The organism is Amycolatopsis sp. NPDC028719 (assembly GCF_055565395.1).
Map to the genome: position 1 here is coordinate 50,231 of NZ_JBVHUL010000012.1, position 22,330 is coordinate 72,560.

Annotated in this window: 23 protein-coding genes and 1 pseudogene; 13 read left to right on the forward strand and 11 right to left on the reverse strand. The window is 72.2% G+C overall.

The annotated features are described in order from the left end of the window. Positions 1 to 7: 7 nt before the first annotated feature. Positions 8 to 595, forward strand: a complete 588-nt coding sequence (locus ACZ4TR_RS40490; RefSeq protein WP_465293442.1) for a dihydrofolate reductase family protein — start codon at positions 8 to 10, stop codon at positions 593 to 595. On the opposite strand, the gene ACZ4TR_RS40495 is transcribed toward ACZ4TR_RS40490, so the two are convergent. After that, a complete protein-coding gene (locus ACZ4TR_RS40495) occupies positions 585 to 1,439 on the reverse strand; it encodes a sigma-70 family RNA polymerase sigma factor (protein WP_465293443.1) in 855 nt (284 codons plus the stop codon). The two genes, ACZ4TR_RS40490 and ACZ4TR_RS40495, sit on opposite strands and share 11 nt — an antisense overlap. Positions 1,440 to 1,503: 64 nt before the next feature. Between ACZ4TR_RS40495 and ACZ4TR_RS40500 the strand changes: the two genes are divergently transcribed. Further along, on the forward strand, positions 1,504 to 2,508 hold the full coding sequence (locus tag ACZ4TR_RS40500; RefSeq protein ID WP_465293444.1) for an alkene reductase: 1,005 nt from the start codon (positions 1,504 to 1,506) through the stop codon (positions 2,506 to 2,508). A gap of 3 nt (positions 2,509 to 2,511) precedes the next feature. Here the strand turns inward: ACZ4TR_RS40500 and ACZ4TR_RS40505 are convergent, their stop codons facing one another. Next, the gene (locus tag ACZ4TR_RS40505; RefSeq protein ID WP_465293445.1) at positions 2,512 to 2,847 is read right to left on the reverse strand and encodes a VOC family protein; all 336 of its coding nucleotides are present in this window, start codon (positions 2,845 to 2,847) and stop codon (positions 2,512 to 2,514) included. Positions 2,848 to 2,896: 49 nt separating this feature from the next. Here ACZ4TR_RS40505 and ACZ4TR_RS40510 point away from each other — a divergent pair, with 49 nt between their 5' ends. Beyond that, complete coding sequence (locus tag ACZ4TR_RS40510) at positions 2,897 to 3,550, forward strand: hypothetical protein (protein WP_465293446.1); 654 nt, start codon at positions 2,897 to 2,899, stop codon at positions 3,548 to 3,550. Here ACZ4TR_RS40510 and ACZ4TR_RS40515 read toward each other — a convergent pair. Further along, entirely contained in the window at positions 3,523 to 4,554 is a 1,032-nt protein-coding gene (locus ACZ4TR_RS40515; RefSeq protein WP_465293447.1) for a C40 family peptidase, read from the reverse strand. The genes ACZ4TR_RS40510 and ACZ4TR_RS40515 overlap by 28 nt on opposite strands. 81 nt (positions 4,555 to 4,635) lie before the next feature. On the opposite strand from ACZ4TR_RS40515, the gene ACZ4TR_RS40520 reads away from it, so the two are divergent. From ACZ4TR_RS40520 to ACZ4TR_RS40540, 5 genes and pseudogenes are all read left to right on the forward strand, one after another. Next, positions 4,636 to 5,433, forward strand: coding sequence for a biotin--[acetyl-CoA-carboxylase] ligase (locus ACZ4TR_RS40520; RefSeq protein ID WP_364518770.1), 798 nt, complete (start codon positions 4,636 to 4,638; stop codon positions 5,431 to 5,433). 85 nt (positions 5,434 to 5,518) lie between these two features. After that, complete coding sequence (locus tag ACZ4TR_RS40525) at positions 5,519 to 6,106, forward strand: PH domain-containing protein (RefSeq protein ID WP_364518768.1); 588 nt, start codon at positions 5,519 to 5,521, stop codon at positions 6,104 to 6,106. Further along, positions 6,106 to 7,035 (forward strand): annotated as a pseudogene (locus ACZ4TR_RS40530) (hydroxymethylglutaryl-CoA lyase); the annotation flags it as partial. The gene ACZ4TR_RS40525 and the pseudogene ACZ4TR_RS40530, both read left to right, overlap by 1 nt. 159 nt (positions 7,036 to 7,194) lie before the next feature. Beyond that, complete coding sequence (locus ACZ4TR_RS40535; protein WP_465293448.1) at positions 7,195 to 8,163, forward strand: TNT domain-containing protein; 969 nt, start codon at positions 7,195 to 7,197, stop codon at positions 8,161 to 8,163. Further along, positions 8,163 to 8,423 (forward strand): hypothetical protein, encoded by a 261-nt coding sequence (locus ACZ4TR_RS40540; RefSeq protein ID WP_003105220.1) that lies wholly within the window; start codon positions 8,163 to 8,165, stop codon positions 8,421 to 8,423. The genes ACZ4TR_RS40535 and ACZ4TR_RS40540 overlap by 1 nt, the downstream gene beginning before the upstream one ends. A 61-nt stretch (positions 8,424 to 8,484) precedes the next feature. Here ACZ4TR_RS40540 and hisN read toward each other — a convergent pair whose 3' ends face one another. After that, a complete protein-coding gene (hisN, locus tag ACZ4TR_RS40545; protein WP_465293449.1) occupies positions 8,485 to 9,270 on the reverse strand; it encodes a histidinol-phosphatase in 786 nt (261 codons plus the stop codon). 42 nt (positions 9,271 to 9,312) lie between these two features. On the opposite strand from hisN, the gene ACZ4TR_RS40550 reads away from it, so the two are divergent. Next, a complete protein-coding gene (locus tag ACZ4TR_RS40550; protein ID WP_364518950.1) occupies positions 9,313 to 10,008 on the forward strand; it encodes a response regulator transcription factor in 696 nt (231 codons plus the stop codon). A gap of 3 nt (positions 10,009 to 10,011) precedes the next feature. Then, on the forward strand, positions 10,012 to 11,295 hold the full coding sequence (locus tag ACZ4TR_RS40555; RefSeq protein ID WP_465293450.1) for an ATP-binding protein: 1,284 nt from the start codon (positions 10,012 to 10,014) through the stop codon (positions 11,293 to 11,295). Positions 11,296 to 11,388: 93 nt separating this feature from the next. On the opposite strand, the gene ACZ4TR_RS40560 is transcribed toward ACZ4TR_RS40555, so the two are convergent. The 7 genes from ACZ4TR_RS40560 to ACZ4TR_RS40590 all read right to left on the reverse strand — a co-directional run bounded on the left by ACZ4TR_RS40560 (position 11,389) and on the right by ACZ4TR_RS40590 (position 18,613). Next, positions 11,389 to 12,021, reverse strand: a complete 633-nt coding sequence (locus ACZ4TR_RS40560; protein WP_465293667.1) for a response regulator transcription factor — start codon at positions 12,019 to 12,021, stop codon at positions 11,389 to 11,391. Between the two features lie 118 nt (positions 12,022 to 12,139). Further along, positions 12,140 to 12,790, reverse strand: coding sequence for a response regulator (locus ACZ4TR_RS40565; RefSeq protein WP_465293451.1), 651 nt, complete (start codon positions 12,788 to 12,790; stop codon positions 12,140 to 12,142). Between the two features lie 16 nt (positions 12,791 to 12,806). Continuing rightward, positions 12,807 to 13,661, reverse strand: a complete 855-nt coding sequence (locus ACZ4TR_RS40570; protein ID WP_465293452.1) for an NAD(P)H-binding protein — start codon at positions 13,659 to 13,661, stop codon at positions 12,807 to 12,809. Next, positions 13,658 to 14,959 (reverse strand): MFS transporter, encoded by a 1,302-nt coding sequence (locus ACZ4TR_RS40575; RefSeq protein ID WP_465293453.1) that lies wholly within the window; start codon positions 14,957 to 14,959, stop codon positions 13,658 to 13,660. Before ACZ4TR_RS40575 ends, ACZ4TR_RS40570 begins: the two co-directional genes overlap by 4 nt. 370 nt (positions 14,960 to 15,329) lie before the next feature. Next, positions 15,330 to 15,857: a GtrA family protein gene (locus ACZ4TR_RS40580; RefSeq protein WP_465293454.1), complete on the reverse strand. Its 528-nt coding sequence runs from the start codon at positions 15,855 to 15,857 to the stop codon at positions 15,330 to 15,332. A gap of 37 nt (positions 15,858 to 15,894) precedes the next feature. Then, entirely contained in the window at positions 15,895 to 16,395 is a 501-nt protein-coding gene (locus ACZ4TR_RS40585; RefSeq protein WP_465293455.1) for a GtrA family protein, read from the reverse strand. A gap of 10 nt (positions 16,396 to 16,405) precedes the next feature. Continuing rightward, positions 16,406 to 18,613, reverse strand: coding sequence for a sigma-70 family RNA polymerase sigma factor (locus tag ACZ4TR_RS40590; protein ID WP_465293456.1), 2,208 nt, complete (start codon positions 18,611 to 18,613; stop codon positions 16,406 to 16,408). Between the two features lie 269 nt (positions 18,614 to 18,882). Here ACZ4TR_RS40590 and ACZ4TR_RS40595 point away from each other — a divergent pair, with 269 nt between their 5' ends. From ACZ4TR_RS40595 to ACZ4TR_RS40605, 3 genes are all read left to right on the forward strand, one after another. Continuing rightward, on the forward strand, positions 18,883 to 19,716 hold the full coding sequence (locus tag ACZ4TR_RS40595; RefSeq protein WP_465293457.1) for a GGDEF domain-containing protein: 834 nt from the start codon (positions 18,883 to 18,885) through the stop codon (positions 19,714 to 19,716). A 71-nt stretch (positions 19,717 to 19,787) separates the two neighbouring features. Further along, positions 19,788 to 21,140 carry a glycosyltransferase 87 family protein gene (locus ACZ4TR_RS40600; protein ID WP_364528981.1) on the forward strand — a complete coding sequence of 451 codons (1,353 nt, stop codon included), beginning with the start codon at positions 19,788 to 19,790 and terminating at the stop codon, positions 21,138 to 21,140. Then, positions 21,115 to 22,323 carry a glycosyltransferase 87 family protein gene (locus ACZ4TR_RS40605; RefSeq protein ID WP_465293458.1) on the forward strand — a complete coding sequence of 403 codons (1,209 nt, stop codon included), beginning with the start codon at positions 21,115 to 21,117 and terminating at the stop codon, positions 22,321 to 22,323. The genes ACZ4TR_RS40600 and ACZ4TR_RS40605 overlap by 26 nt, the downstream gene beginning before the upstream one ends. The last annotated feature ends 7 nt before the right edge of the window (positions 22,324 to 22,330 follow it).

Genomic DNA, 22,330 nt, shown 5'->3' on the forward strand with positions numbered 1-22,330 from the left:
GCTAGAAATGGCCGACGTCATCGCCAACATGTCCATGTCCCTCGACGGCTTCGTCGCCGACCCGCAGGACCGCATCGACCACCTGTTCGGGTGGTTCGGCAACGGCGACGTCGAGGTGCCGACCGCCGTCGAGTGGGCCACCTTCAAGACCTCCGAAGCCAGCGCGAAGATGCTCCGCGACGCCATGGAGAACGTCGGCGCGCTGATCGCGGGCCGGCACCTGTTCGACATCACCCAGGGCTGGGGCGGGCAGCACCCGATGGGGGCGCCGGTCTTCGTCGTCACCCACGAGGCACCCGCGGACTGGCCGCACCCGGACGCGCCGTTCACCTTCGTCACCGACGGCGTCGCCAGCGCCGTCGAGCAGGCCAAGAAGGTCGCCGGCGACAAGAACGTCGCGGTCGCCAGCACCAAGATCGCGCAGCAGTGCCTCAACCTCGGCCTGCTCGACGGCATCCAGGTCGACCTCGTCCCGGTGCTGCTCGGCTCGGGTGTCCGGTTCTTCGACCAGCTCGACGCCACCACCGAGCTGACCGGGCCCGAGGTCGTCGAGGGGACCGGCGTCACGCACCTCTCCTACCGGATCAAGCGCTGAGGAGCGTGACGTGCAGCGCGGCGAGCCGGGCGGGGTCCGCGATCACCTCGTACGCCGCCACCCGCTCGCCCTCGACCGTCACCGCGAGCGCGAGCAGCAGCCGGCCGCGCGGGGCCACGACGACGCCGACCGCGCCGTCCACCAGGGCCGCCTCGGCGAAGTGAGCCCGTTTGCCGAACACCTGCGTCTCCTCGGCCACGGCACGGGCCCCGCGGGTCTCGAGGGCCGCTCCGGCCGGCAGGGCGGCCGCGTCGGCGTGGCGGACGACGTCCGGAGCCAGGACGTCCAGGAGCTCCCCGAGATCGCCGCCGCGGGCCGCGGCCAGGAACGCGTCGACGACCCGGCGGTGCCGCGTCAGGTCGGCCGGGGGCAGCGGAGACGCGCCGTGGACCCGGTGCCGCGCGCGGCTCGCGAGCTTCTTCGCCGCCACCGGCGTGCGGTCGAGCACCGGGGCGATCCGGTCGAACGGCACGGCGAACAGGTCGTGCAGCACGAACGCGATCCGCTCGGCCGGGCCCAGCGCGTCCAGCACCACGAGCAGCGCGCGGCCCACCGAGTCGGCCAGCTCGGCCTCGCCGGCCGGATCGGCGTCGGCCGTGGGCTCCGGCACGACGTCGAAGGGGTCCTCGCGACGGGCCTTCCGCGAGCGCAGGACGTCGAGACAGACGCGGGAGACGACCGTCGTCAGCCAGGCCGCCAGGTTGTCGACGGAGTCCACCCGGTTCAGCCGCAGCCAGGCTTCCTGGACGGCGTCGTCCGCCTCGGCCGCCGAGCCGAGCAGCCGGAAGGCCAGCCCGCGCAGCCTCGTGCGTTCGGCCTCGAACTCCCGGGCCAGCTCGTCCATCGGTCACCTTTCGCCCGCACCCACCGTCGCACTCCCGACGAATCGCTGCGACCAGAGGTGACCGATGAGCTTGCTGACCCCCGCCGACCTGGCCGGATGGCGCCTGCCGAACCGCGTGGTGCTGGCGCCGACGACCCGAGCGCACGTTCCCGGCGGCGTGCCCGGTGAACCGCAGGCCGCCTACTACGCGGAGCGTGCCGGCGCCGGGCTGATCGTCACCGAAGGCACCTGGGTGAGTGAGCGGGCCGTCGGATTCCTGGACGTTCCCGGGCTGTACACCGAGGACCAGGTCGCCGGCTGGCGCCAGGTCACGGACGTCGTGCACGCTCTCGGCGGCCGGATCGTGGTGCAGCTGTGGCACACCGGCGCGGTCTCACACCCGGAGTTCCTCGGCGCGCGGCCGGCCGGCCCGTCGGCGGTGAACCCGGAAGAGTCCGTGCACACCGCCTCGGGCCGGCGGCCGACGGTGACTCCGCGCGAGATGAGCGTGGCCGAGATCCGGGCCGTCGTCGCGGACTACGGCGCGGCGGCGGAAAACGCGCGGCGGGCCGGCTTCGACGGCGTCGAGGTGGCGGCCAACGGCGTGTACCTGCTCGCGCAGTTCCTGCACCCGCGGTCGAACCGCCGCACCGACGCGTACGGGCGTTGCCGGCCCAAACTGCTGCTGGAGATCGTCGACGCCGTGCGTGCCTCCGGAATCGCTGTCGGGGTACGGCTTTCGCCGTGGTGGACGGGCGGACTGTTCACTGTGGATGAATCCCTGCGCGCCGAATACGACGAGCTGGTCGCCGGGCTCGATGTCGCGTACCTGCACCTTCGCGGACCCGACGCCGGGCCGGACTTCACCGGCTTCGCACGGTATCGGCGTCTGTTCGGTGGCTCGCTCATCGTGAACAACGGCTTCGACCGCGACTCCGGGGACGCCGCGATCCGGGCCGGGATCGCCGACGCGGTGTCGTACTCCCGGCACTTCGTCGCGAACCCGGACCTCGTGACGCGGTTCGCGCTCGGCCTGCCGCTGGAAACCGCCGATCCCGCGACGTACTACGGCGTCACCGCGGTGTCGTGACGGCTATTCCGGGCACCACACCGCCAGCTCGCTGCCGCCGGGCTCGCGGAAGTGGAAGCGGCGGCCACCGGGGAAGCCGAACGGTTCCCTCGTCACCTCCCCACCGGCCGCGACGACCGCGGTGCGGGCCGCCGCCAGGTCGTCCGTGCGGATCGTGACCAGGGGCGCGCGGGGTTGCTCGGCCGGGTCGGCCTGGAAACCGAAGGTGAGGCCGGGCGCGCGGACGTCCGCGTACGCCGGCCCGTACGGCGTCACCTCCCAGCCGAAGGCGCGCGCGAAGAACTCGCCGGACGCGGTGGCCGACGTGGACGGGAACTCGGCGAAGTCGACTTCGTACATGGTGCCGAAGCTAGCGGCGACCACCGACAAAAACGCTAGCCTGGGCGCCATGGATCTCGACGACGCCGTCGTGCGCCTGTGCGCTGAGGGCATGCAAGCCGAAGCGGCAGGCCGCAACGAAGACGCGCACGCGCTGTTCGAGCGGGCCTGGGACGCGGCGACCGACGACTACGGCGCCTGCGTCGCGGCGCACTACCTCGCCCGGCACCAGACGACTCCCGAGGACGTGCTGCGCTGGAACCAGGAGTGCCTGGAGCGCGCGGACCGCGTGGGGGACGAGCGGGTCCGCGGGTTCTACCCGTCGCTGCACCTGAACCTGGCCCGCGCGCACGAAGAGCTCGGAGACGCCGAGCGGGCGCAGGAGCACTACCGGCAGGCGGCCGCGCGCCTCCAGGACGTGCCGGCCGGGCCGTACCGCGACGGGATGCGGTTCACGATCGCCGCCGCCTTGCGGACGGACGACGGCGGGAGCGCCGCGCTGACCGAGCTGCTCGGCAAGTTGTGCGAGCGCAAGGACTTCCGGGCGCTCGGGGTGCTGCTGCCGCCTTACCTCGGTGACCTCGGGACGGCGGACGACCGGACGGCGTTGCTGACCGCCGTGCAGATGGTGCGGCTGGGACAGTCGCTGCCCGAGGAGGAGGCCGCGCTGCTGGCGCGGGCGATGGGGGAGCTGACTCAGGCCGGGCGGCCCGCGCCCGCGTAGTCGTCGCCCTTCGAGTGGTACGTGTGGATCTGGATCGCCTGGCCCTCGGTCGGGGCGTTGATCATCAGGCCGTTGCCCAGGTACAGGCCCACGTGGTGGATGCGCGTCGCCGGGCTGCCGTAGAACACCAGGTCGCCCAGGCGGGGCTCCTGCGAAGCCGGCACCGGCGGGAGCGCGCGGAACTGGCTGTCCGCCGTGCGCGGCAGGGCCACGCCCGCGCTGTCGTACGACGCCTTCGTCAGGCCCGAGCAGTCGAAGCCCGCCGCGCCCGCGTCGGGGCCGTTGCCGCCCCAGACGTACGGGAGGCCGAGCTGGCCCAGGGCGAACCGGGTCGCGCGGACCCGGGCCGAATCGGCCGCCGCCGGGTCCAGGGAGAGCGTCGCGTACAGCTGGGCCATGCCGAGGACGCGCTGCCGGAACAGCTCCGTGTCGTTGCCCGGGTGGTAGGCCGCGATGGCCTTCCACCAGCCCGCGCCCGCGCCGAGGTCGGTGCCGCCCGCGCACAGGGCGCGCCCGGCCGCGATCGAAGCGTCGGTGCCGTACTTCTTGCTCTGGGCCGCGGTCAGGCCCAGGAGGTTCCCGCCGGACCGGCCGTGGTTCGACGCGGCCGAGCCGACCCCCGCCAGCGTCACCCACGAGAGGTGGCACGACGGGTCTTCGCTCCGCAGCGCCAGCTCGCCGTTCGCGTAGCCGATCAACGCGTCCGCCGGGATGTCGAGGGGCCCGGCCAGCTGGCCGGCCCACTGCTGCAGCGGGCTCTTGCCACCCTGGCCGGCCGCGCCCTGGCCCGGTTCCTGGGCCTTCACGGGTGCGCTGACTTCGAGGACCGAGGGACCCGAAGCCGCGGCCGCGTCCCGCGCCACCGGCAGGGGAGCCGCCGGAGCGGGCTCCGGCGACCGGTCGGCCAGCAGCCAGCCCGCGGCCACCAGACCCGCGACGAGCGGCAGCGCGACGAGGCCGCGCAAGGCCGCACCGCGGGCCCAGGAAGTCGGCTTGGTCGTCACAGGGTCCAATTTAGAAGAGCGCACCTCTGTGTGAACGAGCGAACGCCTTGCACGTTAGGGGGACTCCCATATGGTGGACACATGGCAGAGATCGACGCCGCCCGGCTGACCGCGGCGCTCAAGGACCGGTACGCGAAGATCGACGTCGTCGAGCGCACCGGCTCCACCAACGCCGACCTGCGGAAAGCCCTCGACGACGGCGCCGCGGACCGGACCGTTCTGCTGGCCGAGGAGCAGACCGCCGGGGTGGGCAGGCGAGCGCGCCAGTGGAGTTCGCCGAAGGGCGCCGGGCTGTACCTCAGCGTGGCGCTGCGGCCGGGCGTCCCGTTCACGGCGCTGGGGTCACTCTCCGTCGTCGCCGGGCTCGCCGTCCGGGCGGCCGCGGCCGGCGTCGGGGTCGACGCCGTGCTGAAGTGGCCCAACGACGTCCTCTCCGGCGGCGCCAAGTGCGCCGGGATCCTCGCCGAGGCCGTCGCCGGGAACCCGCCGTCGCTCGTGCTCGGCGTCGGCCTCAACGTCCTGCCGCTCGGCGACGTCCAGCCGGGCCCGGGCGGCCTGCCCGCGACGTCGCTCGCCGAGCTGGGCGCCACGAACACCGACCGCACCGACGTCGCGATCGCGCTGCTCACGGAGCTCGACGACCTCGAGAAGCGCTGGCGGCTCGCGGGCGGCGACCTCACCGAAGCCGGCCTGCTGGGCGACTACCGCGCCCATTGCGCGACCCTCGGCCAGGACGTCGAGGTGCAGCTGCCGGACGGTACGTCGCTCGTCGGCCGCGCGGCCGACATCGACGCCGCCGGGCAGCTGCAGGTCGACCTGACCGGCGGCCGCCGGCACACCGTGTTCGCGGGTGACGTGGTCCACGTCCGCCCGGCCTGATTCTTCGGGGCGTTGCACTCACCGGCCGGGCGTCTCGCCGGTACGGTGAAGCGACATCGCCGCACCGACCTTGGGAGCGTCCGCCGTGGCTTATCCGGACGATTTGCTCAGCGAGCAAGAGCACGTCGTGGTGCACAGTCACCCCCACTTCAAGATGCTGATCTTCCCGACGCTCGCTTTCCTGGTCACCCTGGGCGCCGGTATCTGGCTGGCGATCCTCGCGAAGGACGCCGGCTCGCCGTGGAACACGGTCGGGCTGATCGCCATCGGCGTCGTCGCCCTGGTGCTGATCGTGTGGCTGTTCCTGGTGCCGCTCGTGCGCTGGCGCACCACCCACTTCATCGTGACCACCGACCGCCTCATCGCCCGCGAAGGCGTCCTGAAGCGCACCGGCATCGACATCCCGATGGGGCGGATCAACAGCGTCCAGTTCGAGCACGACCTGCTGGACCGGGTCTTCGGCTGCGGCACGCTGATCATCGAGTCGGCGTCGGCCGAGCCGCTGCGGTTCGAGGACATCCCGCACGTCGAGAAGGTGCACACCGTGATCTACCGCGAGGTCAACGACAACCCGTACGACGACTACCGCGCGGGCGGCCCGCAGCAGCCGCAGCAGACCGAGCCGCTGCCGCCCCAGGGCGGGCACCCGCCGCGCGGCGACCGACGCCGCTGATGGGCACGCGCGAACTGGGCCTGCCGGAGCGGGTCCCCTCGGCGGGCGAGCTGCCGGAGCGGGTCACGATCTGGGAGGTCGGCCCGCGGGACGGGCTGCAGAACGAGAAGACGATCGTCCCGGTCGAGGTCAAGCTGGAGTTCCTCGACCGGCTCGCGGGCGCCGGCCTGACGACGCTCGAGGCGACGAGTTTCGTGCACCCCAAGTGGGTGCCGCAGCTGGCCGACGCCGAGCAGCTGCTGGCCGGGCTCGAGCGCCGCGAAGGCGTCCGCTACCCGGTGCTGGTGCCGAACGATAAGGGCCTGAACCGGGCCCTCGACGCGGGTGTCGAGCACATCGCGATCTTCGCCAGCGCGACGGAGACGTTCGCGCGGAAGAACCTCAACTCGTCGCTGGACGAGCAGTTCGCGATGTTCGAGCCGGTCGTGACGCGGGCGCGGGAAGCCGGCCTGGACGTGCGCGGCTATCTCTCGATGTGCTTCGGCGACCCGTGGGAGGGCGCCGTGCCGGCGAAGCAGGTCGCCGACGCCGGCCGCCGCCTGCTGGACATGGGGTGCTCGCAGCTTTCGCTGGGCGACACCATCGGCGTCGCGACCGCGGGCCAGGTCGAGAACCTGGTCGGGCTGTTCGGCGATGTCGGTACTTTGGCCGTGCACTTCCACGACACCTATGGTCAGGCTCTGGCCAACACGCTGGCGGCGCTCCGATGTGGAGTGTCGACAGTGGACTCTTCGGCGGGCGGGCTCGGCGGCTGCCCGTACGCCGAGTCGGCCACGGGGAACCTGGCGACCGAGGACCTGGTGTGGATGCTGGAGGGCCTCGGGGTGGCCACCGGGGTCGACCTGGACACGCTGGTGGCGGCCAGCGCGTGGATGGCGGGACAGCTCGGCCGCCCGAGCCCGTCCCGCGTGGTGACCGCGCTGAGCGGTGACATCCGGGGCTTCGCCCCGGGCCGGGGGCTCCGCCACCCGGAGCCCCCGGAAAAAAGCTGACCTCGCCCGCACCCGCACGCGGTGCGTGCGGTATCAAGGGGGACCGGCCGCGGCCGAGTCGAACAGTGTGCCCGCGGGCACCGACCGAGCCGGAGGATGGGTGTGACCGAGCCTTCCGAGGCGGGCTCCGAACCGGTCGAGGCCGACCTCGACACCGGGCCGATCCGGCTGCCTGAGTACGGCCTGACGGATTCCGGCGCCTTGGAAGAGGCGCCGACCCCGCCCTCGGGCACCCCCGCGGCGTGGCCGCACGCGGTGTCGCCGCTGCTGCCGCCGTTCCCGCTGGCACCGGCCCCGCCCGCGCCGGTGCCGCCCGCGCCGGCCGGACCGCCTCCGCCCGTGGCGGGCCCGCCACCGAACCCCGGTTCACCCGTGCCGCTGCCGGCGCTCGGGTCGCCGCGCACCGAGCGAGGCAGCGTCGTCGCGCTGTTCCTGGTGCACATGTTCCCGATCGGGCACCTGCCGGTGGCGATGGACCGGCCGGCCCTGCAGCTGCCGCTGCCCGAGGACCCGGACGGCTTCGGCCCGAACGACCACCCGGACGCCCGGCTGATCTTCGACGACCAGGCGCTCACCAACGTCACCGCCGGGTTCCGCCGGTCGCCGACCGCGCCGCCGCGGCCGGTGCCCCGGCACCTGACCGACGGCTACGTCCCGTACGCGCGGGCGACGCAGGCCGTGTGGATCCGCCGGTTCGTCGTCGGGCACAGCGAACTCGGGCCGGAGTACGCGTGGCCGCCGGGCGACCACTACCCGGAGGGGTGCGTCGATCACGGCGAGCCGGTGATGGTCCCGATGAACACCGTGCTCGACCGCTTCGGGCCGGCGTACGGGCGGGTGTTCTTCGCCGACGGCACGCCGTTCGCCGAACGCTCGCTGCCGCCCGGGATGCTGGACGCCGAGTACCGCCGGTACGTCGTGGTGCGCGCGGTGCCGATGTGGCGGTCGGAGACCGCGAACTGGTTCGGCCAGGTCGGCGGCGGCACCCGGTACCGTGCGCTGCTGGCGGCCGACGAGCTCGTGACCCTCGGCTACCTCGCCGAGGCCAAGGGGGAAGAGGACTGATGAACACGCAGTCGATCCAGCGCTGGCTCGGCGTGCTGGGCGTGCCGCCGGAGGTCGTCTCGCTCGGCGCCGAGGTCGACAACGCCTGGTGCCTGATGCAGGGCGAGGACGAGGCGTGGGAGGTCTTCTGGCGGGAGCAGGGCAACCGCTACGACTGGGCGCGGTTCACCAGCGAGCAGGTGGCGTGCCACTACCTCTTCGGCCGGCTGGCCTGGGCGCAGGTCGCGCGCGGCGCCGTCGGCCTGCTGCCGGGTTCCTGAAATCCGTGAATGTCGCATTGACGGACTTCAAGTCCCTCAATGCGACATTCACGGATTTGCGTCAGCGCTTGAGGATCGCCAGCGCTTCGTCGTGCAGACGGCCGTTCGTCGACAACGCGCTCCCGTTGTCGAACCGGCCGGCGCCGTCCAGGTCGCTGAACCGGCCGCCCGCCTCGGTGACGATCACCTGCGCCGCCGCGACGTCCCAAGGGTTCACGATGCACTCCGCCGCCACGTCCAGCGCACCCTCCGCCACCAGTACGTGGTGCCAGAAGTCGCCGAACGCGCGGGACTCCCAGCACGCGTCGACCAGCTCGAGGTACTTCTCGCGCGAGTGGTGCTCGCGCCACGAGTTCACGTCCGTCGTGGACAGATAAGCGTCCGAAAGGGACGAGACGCCGGAAACCGACAGCCGGCGGGTCCCGGCGGAATCGGACGAGAACGCGCCCGAACCCGTGGCGGCCCACCAGCGGCGGCCCAGCAGCGGTGCGCTGATCATGCCGACGACCGGGTCGCCGTCTTCGACGAGAGCGATCAGGGTCGCCCACACGGGTACACCCCGGAGGAAGTTCTTGGTGCCGTCGATCGGGTCGAGCACCCACGCGCGGCCGGTCGCGGCCGAACCGCCGCGCTCCTCGCCGAGCACCGCGTCGTCCGGTCGTTCCGAAGCCAGCAACGAGCGGATCGCGTCTTCCACCGCGGTGTCCGCGTCCGTCACCGGGGTGCGGTCGGGCTTGCGCTCGATCCTCAGGTCCAGGGCGCGGAAGCGCGCCGTCGTGATCGCGTCGGCGGCGTCAGCCAGCCGGGTGGCGAGGGCCAGATCATCTCCGTAGCCAGGCACGGTCACGATGGTTTCACGCCTCTTCGCCGTAGAGTTGGCCAGGTGAGCATGGTCCTACTTGCCGAAGACGATCCGGCCATCGCCGAACCGCTCTCCCGCGCCCTCGAACGTGAGGGATACGAGATCCACGTCGTCACCGACGGCCCTTCGGTGCTCGACGCCACCGCCGCCCGGAAGGTCGACCTGCTCGTGCTCGACCTCGGGCTGCCCGGCATGGACGGTCTCGAGGTCTGCCGGCGGCTCCGGGCGAACGGCACCGAGCTGCCCGTCCTGATGCTCACCGCGCGCACCGACGAGGTCGACTTCGTCGTGGGCCTGGACGCGGGCGCCGACGACTACGTCGCCAAGCCGTTCCGGCTCGCGGAGCTGCTCGCCCGGATCCGCGCGCTGCTGCGCCGCCGGGTTCCCGAAGTCCTCGAAGCCGGTGGCGTGCGGATGGACCTGGGTGCGCGGCTGGTCACCGTCGACCTGCACGAGGTGCAGCTGGCGAACAAGGAGTTCGAGCTGCTGCGCGTGCTGATGAGCCGCGCCGGGCAGGTCGTCAGCCGCGACGAGATCCTCGCCGAGGTCTGGAACGACCTCGAGTCGAAGACGTCCAAGACGCTCGACATGCACATGTCGTGGCTGCGGCGGAAGCTCGCCATCGCCGCCGACGAGGCCGCCGGCCGCACCAGCAAGGCCCACGACGGCGAGCGGCGGATCGCGACCGTCCGCGGCGTCGGCTTCCGGTTCAACGCCGAATAAGCCGTGCGCCGCCGCATCCTGCTGGCCATCCTGCTGGCCGTCGCCGTCACCGCGGCGGTCCTCGGCATCCCGCTGGGCATCGTGGCGAGCTGGCAGATCGAGTCGAGCTACCGCGAGACGCTCGCCGAGAACGCCCGCGCGGCGGCGGCGATCCTCGACACCGAGATCGCCAACGGCCAGGCGATCGACCTCGACCAGGTGCGCGCGGCCGTCCCGGCGAACGGGCTGCTCACCGTGCAGGTCCCCAACCAGCAGGAAAAGCGCTACGGCAACGACCCGGGTCCCGACACCGTCACCGAGACGGCCGACCTGGCGCGCGACGGCAAGGTCGCGATCGCCGTCCCGGCCGGCCCGATGCACGAACGGCAGACGACGGTGACGCTGGTCGTCGTGCTGCTCGTGCTGCTGTCGATCGGCACCGGCGCGGTGGTGGCGATCGCGACGGCGAGGCGGCTGGCGAAGCCCCTGCGGCACGTCGCCGAACGCGCGTCCCGGCTCGGCGGCGGGGACTTCCGGCCCGACCCGAGCCGCTACGGCGTCGGCGAGCTCGACATGGTCGCCGAGGCGCTCGACGCGTCCGGCACCGCGCTCGCCCAGCTCGTGCAGCGGGAACGCCAGCTCGTCGGCGACGTCTCGCACCAGCTGCGCAGCCGGCTGACGGCGTTGCAGCTGCGGCTGGAACCGCTCACCGTGCACCCGGACGAAGAGGTGGCCGACGAGTCGAAGGCGGCCCAGGAACAGGCCGACCGGCTCGCCGAGGCGCTCGACGAGCTGCTGGCGGCGGCGCGGGCGGCCCGCGAGGTCGGCGCGGAACCGGTGGACCTGCCGACGCAGCTGCCGGAGATGGCGCAGGAGTGGCGCGAGCTGCTTCGCTCGGAAGGGCGCAACCTGCGGATGCGCGTGGCCGACGGCCTGATGGCGCGCGCGACACCGGGCCGGCTGCGCGAGGTGGTCGGGGTGCTGCTGGACAACGCCCTGCGCCACGGCTCGGGCACGGTCACGGTGGCCGCGCGTCGCGGCGACGCCGACGGCACGGTGGTGATCGAGGTCAGCGACACGGGCTCGGGCGTGCCGGACGAACTGGCCCCGCACATCTTCGAGCGCGGATTCTCCGGCGGCGGCTCGACGGGTGTCGGGCTGGCGCTGGCCCGGGCGCTCGTGGAGGCCGACGGCGGACGCCTGGAGCTGTCGAACCGGCGCCCGGCGGTATTCAGCCTCTTCCTGAAGGTGCCGCGGCCGAGCGACGTCCCCGAAGTGCGCTGGCCCGCCGAGCGCGTCCCGCGTTAGCGCTGCCGGATCTCGTTGCGGCTAAAGCAATTTATGCTGGGAAGCGCTTTCGGTGGTGCCAGGGTGGGAGGGCACGCCCTCCCACCCTGGTGCTCAGATCAACCCTTCACGCAGCGCGTAGGCCACCGCGTGCGAACGGTTGCGCAGCTGGAACCGGTTGGTCACGTCGTGCAGGATGCTCTTCACCGTCCGCTGCGAATAACACAGCTGGTCGGCGATCTCCTGCGTCGAATACCCCGCCGCGACGAGCCGGAGCACCTCCGTCTCCCGGTCGCTCATCCCGCCCAGGTGCAGGCCACGCGGCTCGAGCACCTGACGCTGCAGGCGGGAAACCCGGTTCAGCAGCCGGCCGAGCAGGTCGGGCGGCAGCGCGCCCTCACCGGCCGCGGCCGCCTTGATCAGCCGGACGAGCACCTCCGGCCCGGCGTCGGCGCGGCGGGCGACCGCGCAGACCCCGTGCTCGACGGCGTTGAGGATCTCGTTGTCGTCGACTTCCCCCGCGACCAGCACGATGCGGGTGAAGCCCTGGTGACGCAGCGCGGACAGCAGCTGCGTCATGGTCTCGTCGAGCCGGTCGGCGACCAGCAGCGCGACCACGGCCGGATCACCCGCCTCGCCGTCCACCACGCGGACCTCGTCCCGCGAACGCAGCGCCACGCAGACGCCGTTGTGCAGGATCGGGTCGGTGGCGCGGACCACCACCGGCGTCCTGTCGGATTCGAACATCGTCACCCATTCCCCTCGAACGGTGCGAGAGTTCCACCCCTCACCTGACCAGAGTGCCCGTCCGGGTGTCCCGGGCGCATGGGACCGGCGTCCCGATGTTGCCCGGACGGGCTGCCCGTCAGGACCGGCCGAGGCCCGCGTCCCGGGCGCGGACGATCGCTTCGGCGCGATCCGCGACGTGCAGCTTGCTGAAGACGTTCGAAATGTGGTTACGCACGGTCTTCGGGCTCAGGCACAGGGTGTTCGCGATGACGCCGTTGCTGTGCCCGGCCGCGATGAGGGACAGGACCTCGCGCTCGCGCACGGTCAGCTCCGGGAACACCGGCTCGCTCGCGGGCGGTGGCTGGCTGAAGAAGCCGAGCACGCGGTTCGCGATGTCCGGGCCGAAGATGGCTTCCCGCCGCGCGACCGCCTGCACCGCGCGGATGATCTCGTCCGGCTCGGCGTCCTTGAGCAGGTAGCCGCGGGCACCGGCGCGCATCGCCGCGAAGACCGACTCGCTTTCGTCGGCCATCGTCAGCATCAGCACGCCGCTGTCCGGGCTCACGGCCGCGATGTGCCGGGTCGCCTGGATCCCGGACAGGTCGGGCAGGTGCAGGTCCATGACCACGACGTCGGGGAGCAAGGCGCCCGCGGCGTCGATCGCGGCGGTGCCACTGGCGGCTTCGCCGACGATTTCGATCCCGGGTTCGGCGTCCAGCAGCGTGCACACGCCGAAGCGGAACAGCGGGTGATCGTCCACGACGAGGACCCGCAGGCTCTTGCCCATCCGGTCACCTCCCCCGTCACCCCCGGTAATGGTAGGGGAACGCGGCCGCATTCTCACGTGCCCAATCGGCGAACGTGCGCGGCGGCCGGCCGAGCACGCGCTCGACGGTGTCGAAGACGACGTGTTCGTGCTCGGCGGACTCCCGCTTCAGGGCGAAGAACCCGTCGACGGCTTCGGCGGGCCAGCCGTACTTCCGCATCATGCGGTCGCGCGCGGCGCTCTGCGGCTCTTCGACGTACTTCACCGGACGGCCGAGGACGTCGGCGAGGATCGCGACCTGCTGTCCGGTCGTCAGGGCCGCACCGCCGGTGAGCTCGTAGGTGGCGCCTTCGTGCCCGGACGTCGTGAGGGCGAGCGTCGCGACCGCGGCGATGTCCCGGACGTGGATCAGCGCGGACGCCGGATCGCCTTCGGGGACGTAGACGGCGTTCTCGTCGCGGATGGTTTCGCGCCAGGCGAACCGGTTGTCCATGAACGCGCCGGGCCGCAGGATCGTCCACGCCGGCCCGGCTTCGCGGACCGCCTGCTCGGCTTCGGCGTGGGCGCGGGTGATCGGATCCGTCTGTCCGAAGTGGACACCGGTGGTGGACAGCTTGACGAGGTGGGTGACACCGGCCCGTGCGGCGGCTTGCGCGACCGCCTGTTCGCGGCCGGCGCTGTGCCCCTGCGTCAGCACGAACACGCGGTCCGCGCCGTCGAGGAGCGCGGGCAGGTCCGCGGTGTCCAGGTCGGCCCCCACGACTTCGGCGCGCGAGTCGATGCGGGCCTTGGCCGGGTCGCGGGTCAGGGCGCGGACGGCGGCGCCGGCGTCGAGCAGGGCGGGGACGAGGGCGCGGCCGATCTTGCCGGTGGCGCCGAGGACGAAGATCATCGGGATTCTCCGGTCTTGAGAGGGGCGTGCGGGAGCGCGAACGCCGTGAGGAGGGCGAGCGCGAGCACCGGCAGCAGGGCGAGGAAGACGCCGTGCGTGCCGGCTTGGTAGGCGAAGCCGAGTGCGACCGGGCCGAGGCTCGAGCCGAGCGCGCGGGCGAGGTTGACGCCGGCGGCGACGGCGCCGCGATCCGCCGGTGGTGCGGTGTTCTGCGTCGCCATGGCGAGCACCTGCAGGTTCAGCCCGGCCGCGAGGCCGAAGACGACCAGGCAGGCCAGCACCAGGGGCAGTGCGTCGAGCGTGGTCAGGCCGAGCACGGCGAGCAGGCCGAGGGCCATGCTCAGCCGCGGCGCCCAGCGGTAGGCGCCGGTGCGGGCGATGATCCTGCTCGCGACGACCGAGGAAAGCGAGACGGCGAGCGTCATCGGCACCAGCCGCAGCCCGCCTTCCGCCGGGCCGGCGTCGGCCTGCAGGAGGACCGCGATGTAGTTGATCGAGCCGAGGAACGCGAAGCCGGCGAGCACGCTGAGCACCACGGACGCGGTGAACGTGCGGTCCTTGAAGAGACGTAGGGGCAGCACGGGCGCTTCGGCTTTTCGCTCGGTGAAGACGAACGCGACGGCCGCCACCGCCCCGAGGCCGATCGACCACGGCGTGAGCAGGGTGAACCCGGTGATCGCCCCGCCCAGCAGGACGACGCCGGCGAAGTCGAAGGGCGCTTCACGTCGTCGTCTCGGCAGGTCGAGGCTCTTGAGGAGAGTGACGGCGACGAGTCCGAGCGGCAGGTTGACCAGGAAGATCGACCGCCACCCGGCGACCCCGGTGAGCACGCCGCCGACGACCGGGCCGGCGAGCGACGCGACGGCGAAGCAGATCGAGAACCACCCGAAGTACTTCGCGCCTTCGCGAGGCGTGAACATCTCGCCGAGCGAAGCGCCGACGGAGACGAAGAGGCCACCGGAGCCGGCGCCCTGCAGAACCCGGCCGATGATGAGCGCGGTGGCCGACGGCGCCAGGCCACAGGCGAGTGAACCGAGCAAGAACAGAGCGAGCGCGCCCAGGAGCACGCGTTTGCGGCCGAAGACGTCGCCGAGCTTGCCGTACAGGGGAGCGGTGACGCTCCCGGCGAGCAGGTAGGCGGTGGTGACCCAGGCGTAGGACCCGGTCCCGCCGAACTCGGCGGCGATCCGGGGGAGCGCGGTGGCGACGACCTGGGCGTCGAGCATCGCGAGGAAGACGGACAGGAACAGGCCCGCGAGGGCCGGATTTTGAGCGCGTTTCAGCGCGGTGGTGCTCAAGAGAAGTCCTTGTTTCGTCAGAAGGGACGAGAGATGCGGACGCGGCCAGGGGCACGCGTCCCGTCGAGTCGGGAAAAGGCTCCATCGTCACCCGCGAACGGGTGCGACCTCTTCGCGCTCGGAAACCACCTCGAATCGTCCCGCTCGCCCGGCCGAACCCGGACGGCGTCCTCACGAAGGAACACTGACGACCATGACTGTAGACAACTACATGTCCAAAGACAATTAGTTTCGAGCGGTGCCAGGGCTGATGCCTTCCTGATCACGCGAAATGCCCCGCCAAACACGCGTGATGCCCGCTGGATCACGTGATCAGGAAAGGAACCGGCGTGATGGGGCTCGTGACTCGCGTGATCGGGGCCGGGGACGGTCAGTGCAGCCGGGTCACGTCACCGTTGTCGCGCCGGCGCTCGCCCAGCTCGTCCGGGAAGACCCACTTCTTGAAGCCCCAGAAGCGGAAGAACATCGCCAGCAGCATGCCGATGATCGACCCGCTCGCGAAGTCCGCGACCTCCTGCACCAGCCGCGTCACGTGGGGGACCTCCAGGTCGAGCACGTAACGCGAGACGTACAGCGGAATCAGGTTCACCACGACCGCGACACCGCTGATCACGAAGAACAACGTGGCTTCGTGCGCCCGTTCGCGGCCGCCGCGGGTGCGGAACGACCACTCGCGGTTGAGGATGTAGGACACGATGGTCGCGACGATGATCGCGATCGCCTTGGCGGTCGTCGGCTTCGACTCGAGCACGGACAGCTTGAGGAGGTACCAGACGCCGTTGTCGACGAAGAACGTCGTGCCGCCCACGATCGCGAACTTCAGCAGCTCCCGGTGCTTGATCAGCACCGAACGCAGTGGTTCGGGCGTGCGCTTGAGCACGGTTTCCACAACGGTCACACCGTGCAGTCTAGAAGCACACGGCGTTTACTCGTGGTCAGGCGGCCTTGCGGTCCTGAATGTCCGGATCTTCCGCGACCACGACCACCCCGCGCGCGTCCTCTTCCGGGAAGACCCACTTCTTGAACGCCCACCACCGGAACACCGTGCCGAGCAGGGTGCCGATGACGATCCCGCTGACGAAGTCGGCCACCTCGACGCCGAACGCCGTCAGGTGCGGTGCCTGCAGGTCCAGCACGTACCGCGAGAACCACTGCGGCAGCGCGTTCAGGCCCAGCGCGATGCCGCTGATCAGGAAGAACAACGCGGCCTCGTGCGACCGTTCCCGGCCGCCGCGGGTGCGGAACGACCACTCGCGGTTGGCGACGTAGGAGAAGATCGTCGCGACGAGGACGCCGACGATCAGCGCCGTCACCGGGTGGGTCCGCAGCACGGTGAACTTCAAGCCGTAGTTGACGGACATCGTGATCACGAAGCTGATCCCGCCGACGACGGCGAAGCGGAGGAGCTCGCGATGCTTCTTCAGCAGCTCGCGCACCGCGCGGACGCTACCCGGTCAGCCAGCCGAATCCCTTCTCGGGGGTGACGGTCGGCGGCTGGTTGCCGGGCTTGCCGGTCGGGCGCGGCGGCGCGCTCGTCGTGGTCGTCGACGTCGGCGGCTCGGTCGTCGGCTGGGTTTCCGTCGTCGACGCCGGCGGGGTGGACGACGGCTTCGACGGAGTCGGCTTCGTGGGCTTGGTGGGCGTGGTCGACGGTGTGGGCGGGGTCGTCGTCGGCAGCGGATCCTGGCCGCACCAGTGGTGGTAGCAGCCGAAGTCCACGGTCACCGGCCCCGCCGAGGCCTTGCCGAGCCGGGCGGTGATCGTGACGCGCCCGTCGTCGGGACGGCCCTTCAGCCGCACCCACAGGTTGACGTGCTGGCCGGGCGCCAGTGCGGTCTTCGTCGTGCAGGTCGCGCCCTCGCCGGAAGGCGCGCACGGGAAGCCGCGCAGGCTCCACCACTGCCACAGCGGGTGGTCGAAGGTGACCGTGACCGGCTTGGTCGTCTCGCCGGTGTTGCGGACTCGCACGTAGACCAGCGGGTTGCGGGTCCACGGGAACGCCGAAAGCCCGTCGCCCTGCGCCTCCAGGACCACCGCTTCCTGCGGCTGCTTCACCGTGACCTTGACGCTCACCGCGACCTTGATCTGCACACCGGCGGTGACGGATCCGGTGACCGTGCCGCCCTGGGCGTCTTCGTCGGCCTGGAGCCGGAAGTTCAGCGTCGCGCTCTGACCGGGCTGCAGGCCCGCGCCGGTCTTGCAGACGACGGTGCCCTCGCCGCCCGGGCAGTTCACCGAAATCGGGGCGCCGTCCTGCGCGAACGCCATCGGCGCGCCGCCACCGGCCGCGTCGATCGCGCGCACGCCGGGCGGCAGGTTCAGCGCGACGGCGACGGGCTCGGACAGGCTCCCGCCGTCGTTGCGCACGGTGACGGGCAGGTTCGTCGCGGCGCCGGGGCTGAGCTCGACGCCGGCCGGCGGGGTGGTCGCGGACATCGACGCCGGTGCCGGGGCGGGTGGCGCCGGGGGCGGCGCGGGTGGCTCGACCGGCGGCGGCGCGGGCTCGACGGGCGGCGCCGCGGGGGGCGCGGGAGGTGCTGGAGGCGCGGGGGGTGCCGGCGGCTGCGCGGGGGCGGGCGGGGCCGGTGGCGGGGGCTTCGGCGCCGGTGGGTTGACCGGCTGGACCACCGGCGGGGGCACCTGGGCCGCGACCGGGATCTCCTGCGCTCCGCCGCCGGCGGTGAGCGCGATGACGACGGCCGCGACGACCGCCGTGCCCGAGGCGGCGACCCCGGCGAACTGGCGGGGTCCCGCGGCGGCGGCTCCCGCGGCCGCACCCGCCTTGCCCCCGGCCGCGGCGGCACCGGCGGCGGCCGCACCGGCCGCCGCCGCGGTGGCCGCGCTCGCCTTGGCCGCGCCGATCGTGGCGAGGTAGCCGAGCGCCGCACCGCCCAGGACGATCGGGGCGATGATCGCGCGCAGCCCGCCGTTGACGTCGGCGAGCTCCGCCGCCAGCGCCCGGCAGTTCTCGCACTCGTCGAGGTGGTTCTCGACCTGGGCGCGTTCGCGCTTGGACAGCCCGTCGCGGGTCCACGCGCCGAGCCGCTCGGCGCAGGCGCGGCAGCGTTCCTCGTCGTTCTCCTGCAGGTGGACCTGCAGGTACGCCTGCCGCAGCCCCTCGCGGGCACGGTAGGCGAGCGCGGAGACGCCGTTCGCGGTCAGTCCCAGCAGCGGCGCGACCTCGGCCGGGCTCTGCTGCTCGATCTCGGTGTGCCAGAGCACCGCCTGCCAGCGTTCGGGCAGCCGGGCGAACGCCTTGGCGGCCATCGTCCGCTCGAGCCCGGCGACGGCGGTGTCGGAGAACGGCACGGTCAGCGCCTCGGCGGAGACGTCGGTCATGTCCTCGTTGAGGTCGACCCGGCGTTCCTTGCGCGTGCGGTCGTACGCCGTGTGACGCAGCGCGGTCAGCAGGTACGCCCGGAAGGCTGTGTCCGGCCCCTTCCCGCCACGCAGCGTGTCCAGCACCTTGGCGAACGCCTCGGACACCAGGTCGTCGGCTTCCGAGCTCGACCGGGCCAGCTGACGAGCGAGGTTGTGCGCCGCGCCGGTGTGGCGCTCGTACAGCGGCCCATAAGACTCGATCTTCCCGGCGCGGACCTCGGCGATCAGCTCGGCGTCACTCTTTCCGCTGAGATCGGCGGGAACGGTGGACACGGCACTCCTCGGTCGGCTAGGGCCAGGACCTGCCATTACAGGTGGGTCCGCGGCGCGAGACAAGTGTGACTGACCCTCCCCGGGCCGTCACGTCGTGGTGGGGGTGTTGACTCCGTCGGCGGAGCGAAATCACCCACCTCCGGGTCGCGCCGTGGAAAAGCTTCTTAACAAAACTCGCGAGTACGCGTCACGGCGTCCGCCGGGACACGTCCTCACCGTGAAGCACCGAGCAAGATCGACACGGACCGGACGAAAGGGGCAGGTGGCCTGTGGACGTTCCGGCTACGCGCTCCGGTCCCGGTGACGCTCCGCTCGCCGACCGCGCCCTGCGCACGCTGCGTGCCCGCTGGCGCACGGCCAGCCTGGCCGCCGGCTGGCGGTTCCCGAGCGACTGGGCGCTGCCCGAGGTCGACGCCGTCTGCGCGGCCGTGATGGCCAAGGGGAGCGCCGAAGCCGCCGAAACCGCGCTGGCCGGGCTGGCCCGGGCGCGGGCGGCGGCCGGCGCAGGGCTCGCGGAAACCCTCGCCGACCTGGCCGCGCTGCACGCGGTGCTCGACCACAGCGGCGACGGGTTCGTCTCGCCGGACGTCGACGCCACGCCGGCGCGGCTGCTCCGGACCACCGCGCTGGCCTGGGCCGACGTCGCCACCGACCAGCTCGTGCACACCGAGGTCACCGACCCGCTGACCGGCCTGCCGTCGGCCGCCTACCTGCGCACCCGGCTCTACGAGGTCTACCGGGCCGCCGCCGCGCGCGAGCGGCCGGCCGCCGAGGACCACGTGCTGCTGGTCGTGTCGCTCGACCTCAGCACGGTCACCGGGTTCCCGCGGCTGACCGGGATGATCCTGGTCGCGGACGCGTTGCGGGCGGTGTTCGACAGCGGGCAGAGCGTCGCCTCGCTGGGGACGTCCGTCGTCGCCGCGCTGGTCCCGAAGGACGAGCGGGTCGCTTCACACGGCGTCGCGCTGCGAAGAGCGCTCCACGAGCGGCTTTCCGTGGATTCACAGCTGGCGGACGCCGGCCGGCCGCGGGTGTCCGCGGTGCGCCTGCCCGCCACCCACGAAATGGCGTGCGACCTGCTGGCCCAGCTCGCCCGGGCGTGAAACACGAGAAAAGTCCGGGTCCGCGCGGACCCTTCTGACCCGGATCCGGCGGGTCATGATTTCCTGGTGCGGTGACCCCGACCGTAATCACCGACGTCGACGGCGCAGTCGCGGCCGGCTCGCAGCACCGCCTGGCCCTGCGGAAGTCACTCGCGCGCCTGTCCGTCCGCCCACGGTCGATCCTGATCCTCATGGTCATCCCGCTCTTCGCGATCGGGTACGGCATCTGGGGCTGGCAGCACGACTGGGTGCTCGGCGTCGACAGCGCGGTCTACCGGGCCGGGGCGCTCACGCTGCTGCACGGCGACTCCCTCTACGACGCGAACACGCTGGCCCCCGAGCCGTGGTGGGCGCTGCTGCCGTTCACCTACCCGCCGACGGCCGCGCTGATCTTCGTGCCGCTCGCCGCGTTCCCGACACAGATTTCCTGGGGCCTGATCACCGCCGTCTCGCTGGCGGCGATGGCGCTGTCGATCCGCATCGCGATCGGCGCGCTGCCCCGCCCGGCCGCCGACGGGCCGCGCTGGTGGGCCTCGCCCGCCCGCTCGACCATCGTGTTCTTCCTGGTCTTCCTCGCCCTCGAGCCGGTGTGGCGGACGATCTTCCTCGGCCAGATCAACCTGATCCTGATGGCCATGATCCTGCTGGACATGCTGGTCATCGGCACGCGGGGGAGCCGCTGGGGCGGCGTGCTGGTCGGCGTCGCGGCGGCGATCAAGCTGACCCCGCTGGTCTTCCTCGGGCACCTGTTCGTCACCGGCCGGCGGATGGACGCGATCCGCGGCTTCGCCACGTTCGTCGTGCTGCAGGGGCTGATGTTCCTGATCAACTCGCACGACGCGGCCAAGTACTGGACCGTGACGCTGCCGGACACCGGCCGGATCGGGCCGGTGCACTGGGCGGGCAACCAGTCGCTGAACGCCCTGATGAACCGGGCCACCGACCTCGCGCCGTGGGCGTCGAAGGCGGCGATGGGCATCGGGCTCCTGCTCGCGATCCCGGCGCTGTGGCTGCTGATGCGCTTCCACCGCAAGGGCCAGGCACTGGCGGCGGTGCTCGTCACCGCGTTCTGGACGTTGCTGATCTCGCCGATCTCGTGGACCCACCACTGGGTGTGGGTGATCCCGCTGATCGTGCTGCTGGTGTCGCGGCTGCCGAAGACGACTCCGAAGACGGCGTGGAAGCGCTGGGTCGGGACCGGCCTGGTGGCGTTCGTGTTCGTCAGCTGCGTGCTGCTGATCCTGCCGAACGGCCGCAACGTCGAGCTGCACTGGAAGGTGTGGCAGAACATCCTGGGCGACGCCTACATCCTGATGCCGGTCGTGCTGGCCGCGGCGCTGATCCTGCGCTGGGGCCTGCAGCGGCGGGCCAGGAAGAAGGCCTCGGCGCCGGACGAGCATGTCGACGTCGCGACCGGCGTCTGAGGCGCGCACCGGCTGGTTCTTCGCCGGGGGGATCGCGCTTCTCGTCCTCGGCTTCGGCATCGTCGGCTGGCTGGCCGGGTGGCACCTGGGCGCGGACAGCGCCGTCTACCGCGCCGGAGCACTGACCCTGCTGCACGGCGACCCGCTCTACACGCGGGACGTGCTGACCGCGCTGCCCGACTGGGTGCGGCTGCCGTTCACCTACACGCCGGCCGCCGCGCCGCTGTTCCTGCCGCTCGCGCTCGTGCCGTCGGGCCTGGTGTGGGGCGTGATCGCGTTTTTGTCGGTGGTCGCCCTTATGGTCGTGATCACGGTGGTTTCGTCGTCGCCGGGGCGCGCATCGCTTCTGGGAAGAAGCCGGTGGGCGCTGCCGGCGGGAACGGCCATCGCTCTGGCGCTGGAACCGGTGTGGAAGACGCTGTTCCTGGGCCAGATCAACTTGATACTGATGGCGTTCGTGGTGCTGGACGTCCTGGTGCTCTCTCTGCGCGGGTCGCGGTGGGCGGGCGTGCTGATCGGCGTTGCCGCGGCGATCAAGCTGACCCCGCTGATCTTCGTGCCGCACCTGTTCTTCACGGGCCGGTGGAAGGACGGGCTGCGGGCCCTGGGCACGTTCGTGGCGCTCGAAGCGGTGATGTTCGCGGTCATCCCGGTCGACGCGGCGCGGTTCTGGCGGGATTCGGCGACCGACCCGAGCCGGGTCGGGTCGGTGCACTGGATCTTCAACCAGTCACTCAACGGGCTGGTCAACCGAGCCACCCACCTGGCGCCCTGGTCGCTGGCGGTGGCGGCCGGGGTGGCGGCGGTGCTCGCCGTGCCCGCGGTGTGGCTGGTCGTGCGGCTGCACCGGCGCGGCGAGAACGCGGCGGCGTTGCTCGTGACGGCGTTCTACGGGCTGCTGCTGTCGCCGGTGTCGTGGTCGCACCACTGGGTCTGGTGCGTGCCCTTGCTGACGTTGCTGGTGGTGAAGGCGCGGTGGTGGGCCGCGGCGGCGGTCGCACTGCTGTTCGTGTCGCAGATCGTGATGCTCGTGCCCAACGGCGGCGACACGGAGTTCGGCTGGGGCCTGGGCTGGTCGGTCCTCGGCAACGTGTACGTGCTCGCGGCGGCGGCCGGGATCCTCGGGCTCGCGGCGCGTGAGCTACGTCTGGTCCGGCGGTCACCGCAGGTCGTGACCGTTTAGGCTGATG

Excerpts from the sequence above, each read along its gene's own strand:
- ACZ4TR_RS40495 (WP_465293443.1), bottom strand. The coding sequence starts at position 1,439 with ATGGACGAGCTGGCCCGGGAGTTCGAGGCCGAACGCACGAGGCTGCGC.
- ACZ4TR_RS40505 (WP_465293445.1), bottom strand. The coding sequence starts at position 2,847 with ATGTACGAAGTCGACTTCGCCGAGTTCCCGTCCACGTCGGCCACCGCG.
- ACZ4TR_RS40540 (WP_003105220.1), top strand. The coding sequence starts at position 8,163 with ATGAACACGCAGTCGATCCAGCGCTGGCTCGGCGTGCTGGGCGTGCCG.
- ACZ4TR_RS40560 (WP_465293667.1), bottom strand. The coding sequence starts at position 12,021 with ATGTTCGAATCCGACAGGACGCCGGTGGTGGTCCGCGCCACCGACCCG.
- ACZ4TR_RS40520 (WP_364518770.1), top strand. The coding sequence starts at position 4,636 with ATGGCAGAGATCGACGCCGCCCGGCTGACCGCGGCGCTCAAGGACCGG.
- ACZ4TR_RS40500 (WP_465293444.1), top strand. The coding sequence starts at position 1,504 with ATGAGCTTGCTGACCCCCGCCGACCTGGCCGGATGGCGCCTGCCGAAC.
- ACZ4TR_RS40510 (WP_465293446.1), top strand. The coding sequence starts at position 2,897 with ATGGATCTCGACGACGCCGTCGTGCGCCTGTGCGCTGAGGGCATGCAA.
- ACZ4TR_RS40565 (WP_465293451.1), bottom strand. The coding sequence starts at position 12,790 with ATGGGCAAGAGCCTGCGGGTCCTCGTCGTGGACGATCACCCGCTGTTC.
- ACZ4TR_RS40535 (WP_465293448.1), top strand. The coding sequence starts at position 7,195 with ATGGGTGTGACCGAGCCTTCCGAGGCGGGCTCCGAACCGGTCGAGGCC.
- ACZ4TR_RS40550 (WP_364518950.1), top strand. The coding sequence starts at position 9,313 with ATGGTCCTACTTGCCGAAGACGATCCGGCCATCGCCGAACCGCTCTCC.
- ACZ4TR_RS40490 (WP_465293442.1), top strand. The coding sequence starts at position 8 with ATGGCCGACGTCATCGCCAACATGTCCATGTCCCTCGACGGCTTCGTC.
- ACZ4TR_RS40605 (WP_465293458.1), top strand. The coding sequence starts at position 21,115 with ATGTCGACGTCGCGACCGGCGTCTGAGGCGCGCACCGGCTGGTTCTTC.
- ACZ4TR_RS40570 (WP_465293452.1), bottom strand. The coding sequence starts at position 13,661 with ATGATCTTCGTCCTCGGCGCCACCGGCAAGATCGGCCGCGCCCTCGTC.